General features: G+C 67.3%; 7 protein-coding genes and 2 pseudogenes. 2 read left to right on the plus strand and 7 right to left on the minus strand.

Features of this window, described 5'->3' with window-relative positions:
• Window positions 1-132: 132 nt before the first annotated feature.
• The 3 genes and pseudogenes from AOK16_RS06830 to AOK16_RS06840 all read right to left on the minus strand — a co-directional run.
• A pseudogene (locus AOK16_RS06830) lies at window positions 133-413 on the minus strand (LamG-like jellyroll fold domain-containing protein); the annotation flags it as partial.
• Between the two features lie 213 nt (window positions 414-626).
• On the minus strand, window positions 627-1,199 hold the full coding sequence (locus tag AOK16_RS06835; RefSeq protein WP_055471330.1) for a hypothetical protein: 573 nt from the start codon (window positions 1,197-1,199) through the stop codon (window positions 627-629).
• Window positions 1,200-1,267: 68 nt separating this feature from the next.
• Window positions 1,268-2,851: a hypothetical protein gene (locus AOK16_RS06840; protein WP_055471331.1), complete on the minus strand. Its 1,584-nt coding sequence runs from the start codon at window positions 2,849-2,851 to the stop codon at window positions 1,268-1,270.
• A gap of 334 nt (window positions 2,852-3,185) precedes the next feature.
• Between AOK16_RS06840 and AOK16_RS06845 the strand changes: the two genes are divergently transcribed.
• Window positions 3,186-6,137 (plus strand): DNRLRE domain-containing protein, encoded by a 2,952-nt coding sequence (locus AOK16_RS06845; RefSeq protein WP_055471332.1) that lies wholly within the window; start codon window positions 3,186-3,188, stop codon window positions 6,135-6,137.
• Between the two features lie 41 nt (window positions 6,138-6,178).
• Window positions 6,179-6,487, plus strand: a complete 309-nt coding sequence (locus tag AOK16_RS06850; protein ID WP_055471333.1) for a hypothetical protein — start codon at window positions 6,179-6,181, stop codon at window positions 6,485-6,487.
• A 100-nt stretch (window positions 6,488-6,587) separates the two neighbouring features.
• Here the strand turns inward: AOK16_RS06850 and AOK16_RS06855 are convergent, their stop codons facing one another.
• The 4 genes and pseudogenes from AOK16_RS06855 to AOK16_RS06870 all read right to left on the minus strand — a co-directional run.
• Entirely contained in the window at window positions 6,588-6,803 is a 216-nt protein-coding gene (locus AOK16_RS06855; RefSeq protein ID WP_055471334.1) for a hypothetical protein, read from the minus strand.
• An 18-nt stretch (window positions 6,804-6,821) separates the two neighbouring features.
• Window positions 6,822-7,436 carry an endonuclease/exonuclease/phosphatase family protein gene (locus tag AOK16_RS06860; RefSeq protein WP_157859131.1) on the minus strand — a complete coding sequence of 205 codons (615 nt, stop codon included), beginning with the start codon at window positions 7,434-7,436 and terminating at the stop codon, window positions 6,822-6,824.
• A gap of 119 nt (window positions 7,437-7,555) precedes the next feature.
• Entirely contained in the window at window positions 7,556-8,152 is a 597-nt protein-coding gene (locus AOK16_RS06865) for a DUF6262 family protein (protein WP_055471336.1), read from the minus strand.
• Window positions 8,149-8,578, minus strand: a pseudogene (locus AOK16_RS06870) (tyrosine-type recombinase/integrase); the annotation flags it as partial. The gene AOK16_RS06865 and the pseudogene AOK16_RS06870, both read right to left, overlap by 4 nt.

An 8,578-nucleotide genomic window follows, 5' to 3' on the forward strand; every position in this document is an offset into this window, starting at 1 on the left:
CCTTGGGATCGACCATGGTCGCGCTCGCGGGGACGGCTCGCGGGACGGAGTTTTCACCTTTGCGGTGTTCTGCGGCGTTCCGTCCAGCGTACGCCCGCGCGGCGCGCGACCACGATCCCCGTGGGCCGCGCCTCAGCGGCTGATCATGAAGTCGCCCGGCGGCAGCGGGCGGTTGGCGAGGCGGACGTCGCCCAGCCAGTCGTGGAAGACCTGGTCCGGGCGGCCTCCGTACTCGCAGCCGCCAAGGAGCCAGCCCAGGCCAGGGTGGCGAAGCCGCCCGAGCGCACGTCCGGGTTGCGGACGACCGGGCAGCCGTCCACGTAGAGCGTGGTGCGTGCCCCGTCGTTCACGGCGGCGCCATGCCACCAGGTCTCCAGCGGCAGCTCGTGGCCCCAGTTCGTGGTCAGGCCCTCGCCCTCCCGGGCACACCGCCCGGGACCCGTGGTCAACACGAGCAGGTTGAAGAACCCTCACTGACCTCCCTCTGATCCCGGATGTTGAGCACCGGAGACATCACTTCAGGCGGCGACACCAGACCGCGTGTGCCTCGACCGCCACGCGGGTGCGATCGTGGCCGCACAGAGCACGGGCGGCTCCGGCACCGTTGCTCCAAGCACGTCTGCCGCTCAGTCGTCACAACCGTCGATGTCGTCGTCACACCCCTCCACCGCGTGCCGGGCGATGGTGTCCAGACGCCACAGGATCAGGCCGCTGCCGTCCTTGACCGGGTCGACCCGTGCGGTGAACGGCTTGCCCGCGGGGATATTGAACTGATCGGCTTCCTGGTCCCCGCACTCGATCCCGTATGCCTGCTCCTGATCGCCTCGCGACAGGGTGAGGGTGAGTTCCCCGATCCCGTCTGTGTCACAGGTGATGCTGAGGAGGTACGGCCGGTCGCCGGGCGTCTTGTGCTCCTTGTCCATGCCGCTCGCGATGAACGCGCTCGCCGTGTCGACGAGTTCCGGACGCGCGTCGCTGTCGGAGGCCGCTTCCAGGGCCCGCCCCGCCCGCTGCATCGCGTCGTCCGGCTCCCAGGCCCGGCTGCCGTCACCCGGCGGCTCGCTCTGCTGGCCTGCGGGCGCCGACGGCCAGGGGGACGACCGGTCCGCTGCACCGTTCGGCTCCTCCTTCGCTTCGGCGCAGCCGGCGAGCAGAGCGACGGTTGCGACGTAGACCGGCAGGAATTGACGTATGCGCATGTATCCACCGTAGGTACGGGCCGGTGGCGGGGCCGTCGCCCCGCCACCGGCTCAATGCGGGTTGTTGCTCACTTGTCTGCGGTGATCCGCCGCAGCAGACCGGGGCCGCACACCGAGTCGCAGGACTCCTCGGCGGCTGTCTCCTCTCCGGCGGGCCGACTGCTGTGCTGCCTGCGAACGAGCGCCGCGCTCCTGGCGGGCGGAGGCACGAGCTGGTACTCCCGGCCCAGCGCATCGGCCTGAGTGTTCCCGTAGACCGTCACTTCTCCGTCGGACCAGCGGACGAAGAGGTCGTCCTCCCACAGATTGCCGCCGAACTCGCCGGGCACAAGAACACGGGAGTGGGTCCACAACTGGTTCGCGGGCATGAGCTGCCGCTCCTTGCTCAGACTGTTGGCGCCGAGGTCCTCGTACACGGTGAGTTCACCGTCGGACCAGCGGACGAGCAGGTCGAAGTCGGAGTTGGTGGTGCCGTCGAAGTCGCCGCCCGCGATGATCGTGGCGTGGTTCTTCCACAGGGCATTGGGGGCCTGGAGCTGCTGCTCGGCGTGGAAGCCCGTGCCGTCGACGTTGGTGTACTTCGTCACCTCGCCGTCGACCCAGCGCACGACCACGTCGTCCGGCCACTTGTTGCCGCCGAACTTGCCGGTCGCCAGACCCTCGGCGTACTTCCATGTCGAACCGGCAGCGGCGATCCTGATCTCGTTCGCCGGGTGCTGATCGCCGGCGGTCGGCAGTTTCGTCGTCTCGTCGATGTCCTTGTAGATCGTGACTTCGCCGTCGCTCCACCTGACCATCAGGTCGAAGGCGTTGGAACCGGTGTAGTCGCCCGCAGTGACGACCTCGGCGTGGTCCGCCCACAGCTTGTTGGGCTTCGCCAGCTGGGTCTCGCAGGGCTGACCGGCAGTGCAGCCGGTGTAGAAGCCCTGTGACTGGTCGCCCGGGTACAGGGTGACCTCTCCATCGGACCACTTGACGATCAGGTCGCCGTCCTGCGTCTTCTGCGAGGACGTGTGGAATTGGCCAGTGGCGGCGGCTTCGGCATGGGTCCACAGGTTGGCGTCGCCCATGCCGTCGACCCCAGTCGGTTGGTCCGGTGCGTAGTCGTTGGCCGCCTGGTTGTACAGGCGCACCACGTCGGCGTCGAACTGGGAGGAGTAGGAGATGTTGTCGAATTTTCCGCCCGTCTTGTATCCGCCGATGACACCGATGACATCTCCTCGCTTGCCATCGAAGTTCCGCAGGAACGGGCCGCCGGACACACCGGGAGCAAACCCGTCACAGGCTATCTCCAGGAAGCGGCCTTCGAACTCCTTGGTGGTTGTCGAGGGGCAGACGAGCGGCGACTTGGCCCCGCCCGGAAAACCGATCAGGGAAACGTTCTTCTGGTTCAGGTTCCCGGAGGCGGGCAGCGTGGTCAGTTGGTTGCCCATCCCCGTGGCGTTCTCCAGGAACTGGCCCTTGGAGTTCGGGCCGGTCTTCAGGAAGGCGAAGTCGAGGTCATCCGCCTTCACCGTGCCCTGGGACAGGTAGCGCCCGTCGATCCAGATCTTGCCCTTCTGTAGTTTTCCGGCCGCGGAGTTGTTCACGTCGACGCTGACCTGTGGGTCAACGTAGCGGACATGTACGGGACGTTGGTAGTCGACGCGCACCGAGGCACGCTACCAACTCGGGGACGCCCGGCCCCGAATCTCGCAGAAGCTCACATCGCGATGAGCTCCGCGCCTTCTTGATCATCTCGTGATGCGATCAGGGACCTAATGCCCTATCTGCTTCAATTTCGCCGCGTTTGTATGTCCGGGGTAAGCGACGGCTGTGGATCGCCTGTACGGGGTTCGGTCCGTCTTGGCTGAGACCAGGGAGTAAGGCGTGCAGTGGAGTTGGCGTACTCGCAGTGCGGGTATCGCAGGGCTGACAGCCGGGGCGTTGTTGGCGGCGACACCTCATGTGGCGTTCGCGGCGCCCGAGCGTCCGGAGGAGTCGCAGGTGACGACGGCTCCCAAGGGAGCGCCTATCACTGAGGCGATCACGGCGGAGCAGGCGCTGCAGGCGGCGGCCAAGCAGAACCGGCGGGTGGAGGTTCTGGACCGCCGTACCGAGTCGTCGACGACGTACGCCAACCCCGACGGCACGTTGACGGCCGAGCAGTCGGCCGGACCGGTGCGAATGATCCGTGGCGGCAAGTGGGTCGATGTCGATGTGGACTTCGCCCGGCAGAAGGACGGCACGGTCGCGTCCAAGGCGCACCCGGACGGGCTGAAGTTGGCGGGGCAGGGCGGGGCGAAGGCACGCTCTGCCCAGGCCGCGGCCGAGGCGCCGGCGTCTGCGGCCCGTGACCTGATCACGCTCGGTTCGGGCGATGCGCAGGTCAAGGTGCAGTGGAAGGGCGGGCTGCCCGAGCCGGTTCTGGACGGACCGCGGGCTACCTACCGTGAAGCGATACCCGGCGCCGACCTGGTCGTGGACGCCACCCGCAGCGGCTTCGAGCAGTACCTGAAGCTCAACAAGCGGCCCGAGGGCGGCGCGGCGCCGATGACGCTGCCGCTGAAGGTCAAGGGGCTCAAGGCCGAGGCGCAGAAGGATGGCTCGGTCGCCTTCAAGGACGCCAAGACCGGCGAGGTGGCCGCGGTGATGCCGGCCCCGGTGATGTGGGACGCGGCCGTCGACAAGCGGTCCGGTGAGCACACCAACCGCAAGCAGGTCGCCATGGAGGTCGAACAGCACGGTGACACCGTCGAGCTGCGCCTCACTCCCGACGCTGAGTTTCTGTCCGATCCCAAGACGCAGTACCCGGTGACCATCGATCCGGCCACCAGCACCCTGGACCTGCTGTTCGACACCTTCGTCCAGGGCGGCGAGAGCGCTGATCAGTCCGTGTCCACTGACCTGAAGCTGGGCTGGCCGGGCGACTACTCGGGCTCCACCCAGCGCACCGCCCGCTCGTTCATCTCCTGGGACACCGAGCAGTTCGCCGACGCGCTCGTCTCCGACGCGAAGCTGAAGCTGTACAACTACCACTCCTGGTCGTGCGAGAAGCGAGGCTGGGAGGTGTGGGCCACCGACGCCGCCGACACCTCGACGCGCTGGACCAAGCAGCCCACCTGGCGGCAGAAGTTCGCCACCTCCACCGAGACCAAGTCCGCCTCCTGCAGCAACGCCGGCTACGTCACGGCGAACGTGACCGACCTCGCCAAGTACTGGGCCAGCGCCAAGGCCACCGAGGGCCACATGGGGCTGCGGGCCGCCAGCGAGACCGACACGTACGCGTGGAAGCGGTTCTACTCCTCGGATCACACCAACGACGCGCAGATCCCGCAGCTGGAAGTCACCTACAACTACCGGCCCAAGAGCGGTGCGAACCTGCAGGCCGGCCCGCCGTACATCAGCAACGGCGGCATCTACAAGGTCAACTCCCTGACCCCGACCCTCCGGTTCACCACCGAGGACACCAACGAAGACGACGCGATCCAAGGCACCTTCGAGATCAAGGACCAGGCCACCGGGCAGGTCGTTACCCAGTTCAACTCCGCCTTCGTCGAGGAAGGTGCCACGGCGTCGGCGAAGGTGCCGGCCGGGAAGCTGCAGAACGGCAAGACATACACCTTCCGCACCACCACCTATGACGGCTCGCACTACGCCACCGGCTGGTCCGCCCCGGTCACCTTCACCGTCGACACCGGCTGGCAGCTGAACGCGGCCGAGCAGGCGGCCGGCGCCGTCAACAGCGCTCAGGAGCCCGCCGATCTGACCGCGGCGAGCACCAGCAACGCGCAGTACGCCGCGATCGCCACCACGGACAGCACCGTCGCCATCCCCTGGAACAGCGGCGAGCAGATCGCGGTTGATTCGAACCACGGTCTCCCCGGCATGGAGATGGGGATGCCGACCGGGCAGGTGCGCGGCGTGCGGATCAATGACTCGGTGGTCTACAGCGACCCGAGCAAGCCGGTGGACACGGTGGTGCAGCCCACCCTCAACGGCGGCAGCCGCACCCTGCAGGTCCTGAAGAACGCCAGCGCCGCCCGCGAGTACCGCACCCCGCTGGATCTGCCGTCCACCGCCGTCGTGGAGAAGAACGAGGAGGGCGCGCTCACCGCCTACTCCAGCTCGCCGGCCAACCCCACCGGCGACGTCGCCATCCACTCCCGCGCCACCGAGCGCTACGCATCGGCCCGCCTCAACGAGACCGGCAACCAGGAAGGCATGGTTCGGGCCACGGCCCCGGACATCAACACCTGGCAGACGTTCACCCTCGTCCGCAATAGCGACAACACCGTCTCGCTGCGCTCCAAGGCGAACAACAAGTGGGTGTCGACCGAGAAGAACTTCACCGGCACGCAGGAGGGCATGCTGCGGGCTCGCTACGACGCGGCCGCCCCCGGCGCATGGGAGAAATTCACGCTACTGAAGAACGCTGACGGCACGCACTCGCTGCGCTCCACGATCAACAATAAGTGGGTGTCCGCAGAGAAGAACTACACCGGCGCCCAGGCCGGCATGCTGCGCGCCCGCTACGACGCAGCCGCCCCCGGCGCTTGGGAGAAGTTCGACATCGAGCCGCTTCAGCTCGGCCAGTTCGACGCCCCGTGGGCCAAGGACGCCAACGGCAATGACGTGCCTACCAGCTTCCGCATCGACAACGGCGACATCGTGCAGACCATCGACGTGAACGCCGACACGGCCTTCCCGATCGTCGCCGACCCGTTCTGGCGCTCGGTCTGGAAGTGGTCCAAGTGTGTCGCCGCGGTCGTGGTCGCGTTCTTCCCGGCCGCCAAGGCGTACAAGGCCATCAAGGCCCTTGGTGGGGCCCGAAAGACCGCCGAGCTGCTGTGGAAGGCCCGCACCAAGGGCGACTTCAAGCGGTACGCCAAGAAGGCCGGCAAGAACGCGGCCATCCAAATCCTGGGTATCGCCAGCGTGCAGACCTACTGCTTCTGACCGGCGTCACTATCCACGCCACAGCCCAAGAACGGATCGCAATGGCCAGCAAGAACGCACCACCCATCCTGGTCCTGCATGACCTGGACACCGTCAAGGAAGAACTCACCGCGGCCCTGGAGACGGCCGATCCCCAGCACCGGACGGGGCTGGAGGAAGCCCTGCGCATCGTGGATCGCCACATGGCCGTATCGGACGAAGAGCGGACCCGGGAGTGGGTCCGGCGCCTCATCCGGGACGCCGGCATTGACGTGGCACGCGACCAAGTACGTGCCGTGAAGGCGGTACGCGACGCTGTGCCGGGGCTCGGCCTCATCGCCGCCAACAGCCTGGTCAACTCCGTTCGATAGGGAGCGGCCGGACACAACCACTGGGGTGCAGCCGATGTCACGGCTGCACCCCAGTGCCGTAGGACGGCACGACGGTCTCCTGCCGGTGGGGCACCAGTACCTAGCGGTAGGTCCACGGGCTTGAGGTATCGATGGCGTCGGTGTCGATGCGGAATACGAGACCGTGATGGTCGCTTGCTTCCTTCGGCTGGTCGAGCAGGCGGTAGTCGGAGACGGCGCCGGCCAACGGGCCGGAGACCCATGCCTGGTCGATCCGGTCGTCTGTTCCGGTTGGCGCGAGCAGATTGATGTCCTGCCCGTGTGACTGCTCGAACAAGTGCCATGCGACGTCGACCTATCCGTTCTGGGCGAGTTTTCGGGTGACCCGCCTGTCGGGCAGAGGAGTGGCAGCCGGGTCGAAGTCACCGTCGGGCAGCAGTGTTCGTGAGCCGACGTTGTAGGGCCGCATCTCGGAGAAGTCCGGGAGCGGGTGCCTGGATGAGGCGGGCGCGTAGTTCACGTCGCCTGCCAGTACGGCGAAGGGGCCGTACTTGTAGCCGCGGGTGGCCGCGTAGTTCGCCTCGATCAGGGCCTGTTCGGCGGACATGGGGGTGAAGTGGATCGGCACGAAGCTCAGCGGCGCGGGGAGCCCGGGGATCTCGAAGCTGGTCACGGCGATGCCGTGCAGGACCTCGGTGCCGAAGTCAGGATTGTGGCGGACCCATCTGCCGACGACCTCGCGTCGGTAGAGCAGAGCGGTACCGATCCCGCTGCGTGAGGGGGCCAGCGGGGCCGCGTCGAGGTCCAGATCCTGCATGGCCCGTGCGAGCTGCTTGTGGCCGTAGCGGTGCCACTCCGGGATCTCGCAGAGCATGACGACGTCGACGCGGTCTGCAGCGCTGTTGATCCGCTCGGCCAACTGGGGCCATCGATCTTGAGGGTTGCCGTCGCCGTCCTGCAAGCCGCCCATCCCCAAGTTCTGAACCACCACCGACAAGTGCATGTGCTGTCCTCTCCCCTTGGCGTTCATCTGTGGCGTACGCGGTGCTGGGCGGGGCGCACCGGCCTCGCCCAGCGCACCCTGAGCCGCTATGTCTGTCGATCCGCGCCCTTTGCGTCCAGGAGCTGGGATTCCAGCTCGGCGATGCGCCGGTCAGCGAAGCGTGCGTTGTCGCGAGCGGCATTCAGCCTGTCTTGCAGGGATCGCTGCTCGACTTGCAGCTCGTGGACTTGACGCTTGAGGTTGGCGTTGTCGGTCGTGAGCCGGACAATGTCCTGCTCATCCCAGGGAGTGCGCAGGTCACGTACTTGCCCCAGGAGCTCTCCGAGTTGGCGGCGTTGGACGCGGATCTCGCCGTGGGCGGCCTTGAGGCCCTCTTCCGCGTTGAGCGCGCGCTCTTTCCAGGACGCTTCGAGCGCCTCATGCTCCGCCCGCCGGCCTTCGCCCCGGCGGCCGGCAGCCTTGGCGAGAGCCTGGTCGATCAGGGCACGGGCCTCAGCGTGCTCGTACAGAAACGTTCGAGACACGTCAGCCAGGCGCGCGACCGCGGCGACGGTGATCGGGGTGCGTAGGGTGAGCATCCCGTCCAGTGCCTGCTCAACGCGCTTCAGCATCAACTCGGTCCGCTCGCGCCGGGCCTGGAGGGCTTGGGCGGTGCGCGGGGCGGGGAGCGAGGAGGTGCTCATGTCGATGCTTCCGCGATCGTGGCGTCGTGCGAACTCGCCAGGGCGGCGAGGTCCGTTGTTCGGAAGGCAGTGGACCAGACGCGTTGGAAGTAGTCCTGCGGCCGGCGCAGATCGAGCGCGAGTACTTCTTCCAGAAGGCCCAGGCCAGCCAGTGCCCGCTCGAGCCCGTCGATCGCCTGGGAGGTGGGCTCGAATACTGCGTGCAGGTAGTCCGCGGTCGCGTTGTCGGGGGCTCGCTCGGCCAAGGACCGCCACTGATCGCGTTTACGGCGCCAGTAGAGCAGGTCGGCTCCGGACATGACGAACCGGTCGCAGCCCTCGCAGTTCAGCTTCCACGGGCACGCGGCACCCTGAACGACGGGTTGGAACGTGCAGAAGCCGCCCTCGGTCGGGGTGCTGCGCCGGGAGGGACTGTCAAACGAGTGG

This window comes from Streptomyces pathocidini, assembly GCF_001418495.1.
Lineage (GTDB): Bacteria > Actinomycetota > Actinomycetes > Streptomycetales > Streptomycetaceae > Streptomyces > Streptomyces pathocidini.

What these genes read in the sequence shown, in the direction of transcription:
- AOK16_RS06860 (WP_157859131.1), bottom strand. Translation starts at nt 7,436, where the DNA reads ATGGGCGGCTTGCAGGACGGCGACGGCAACCCTCAAGATCGATGGCCC.
- AOK16_RS06835 (WP_055471330.1), bottom strand. Translation starts at nt 1,199, where the DNA reads ATGCGCATACGTCAATTCCTGCCGGTCTACGTCGCAACCGTCGCTCTG.
- AOK16_RS06865 (WP_055471336.1), bottom strand. Translation starts at nt 8,152, where the DNA reads ATGAGCACCTCCTCGCTCCCCGCCCCGCGCACCGCCCAAGCCCTCCAG.
- AOK16_RS06850 (WP_055471333.1), top strand. Translation starts at nt 6,179, where the DNA reads ATGGCCAGCAAGAACGCACCACCCATCCTGGTCCTGCATGACCTGGAC.